The 699-nt window shown below is 63.2% G+C and carries 1 protein-coding gene; it reads left to right on the top strand.

Annotated elements, in window-relative coordinates; translation table 11 throughout:
* Positions 1-158 precede the first annotated feature (158 nt).
* Positions 159-699: nucleoside triphosphate hydrolase (locus tag EN969_RS33910; protein WP_164758792.1), on the top strand; the 541-nt coding region annotated here is incomplete at its 3' end.

Raw genomic sequence — 699 nt, 5'->3', positions numbered from 1 at the left:
CCCTTCGACAGCGATTTCCTGCGCATCGGCCAGCCGCTGGCCTCGTAGGTGTGATTGCGCGGCCGCAGGGTTTGAAATTTCCGTGAACTGTCGCCAAGATGTGGCCGAAATCATCATGCGGAACATGGTGGATCTGAAGCTCTGCCAGAGAGGCTCTCATGTCCGAAATCGCCCATCTCGCCGCCACCATCTTCAAACGCGCCGGCAAGGCAAACCGCTTCATCGTCGCCATTGCCGGTCCACCGGGCGCCGGCAAGTCGACGCTGTCGGCAAGGCTGCATGAACTGCTGCCCGAAGGGGCAGCGGAGGTCGTACCGATGGACGGCTTCCACTATGACGACGCCGTGCTCGAGCGGCGCGGTCTGCGCGCGCGCAAGGGCGCGCCGGAAACCTTCGACTTTGCCGGTTTTGAGGCCTTGCTGAAGCGTATCCGTGCCGGTGAACCCGACATCGCCATTCCGGTCTTCGACCGCAACATGGAACTGTCGCGCGCCGCAGCCTCGATCGTCGCCACAGAAACCAAGTTCATCCTGGTCGAAGGCAATTACCTGCTGCTCGACGAAGAGCCGTGGTCGCGGCTGGCGCCGCTGTTCGATTTCTCGATCTTCGTCGACGTGCCGCGCAACGAGCTCGAGCGCCGCCTGATGGAGCGCTGGCACGAGCATGGCCGCTCCGATGAAGATGCGCGCGCCTGGATCG

Origin of the sequence: Mesorhizobium sp. M7A.F.Ca.CA.003.01.2.1, assembly GCF_003998945.1 — a bacterium.
Taxonomy (GTDB): Bacteria; Pseudomonadota; Alphaproteobacteria; order Rhizobiales; family Rhizobiaceae; genus Mesorhizobium; species Mesorhizobium ciceri.
Note: the sequence above shows the minus strand (reverse complement) of the source record. Positions and strands in the feature narration are given on the sequence as shown.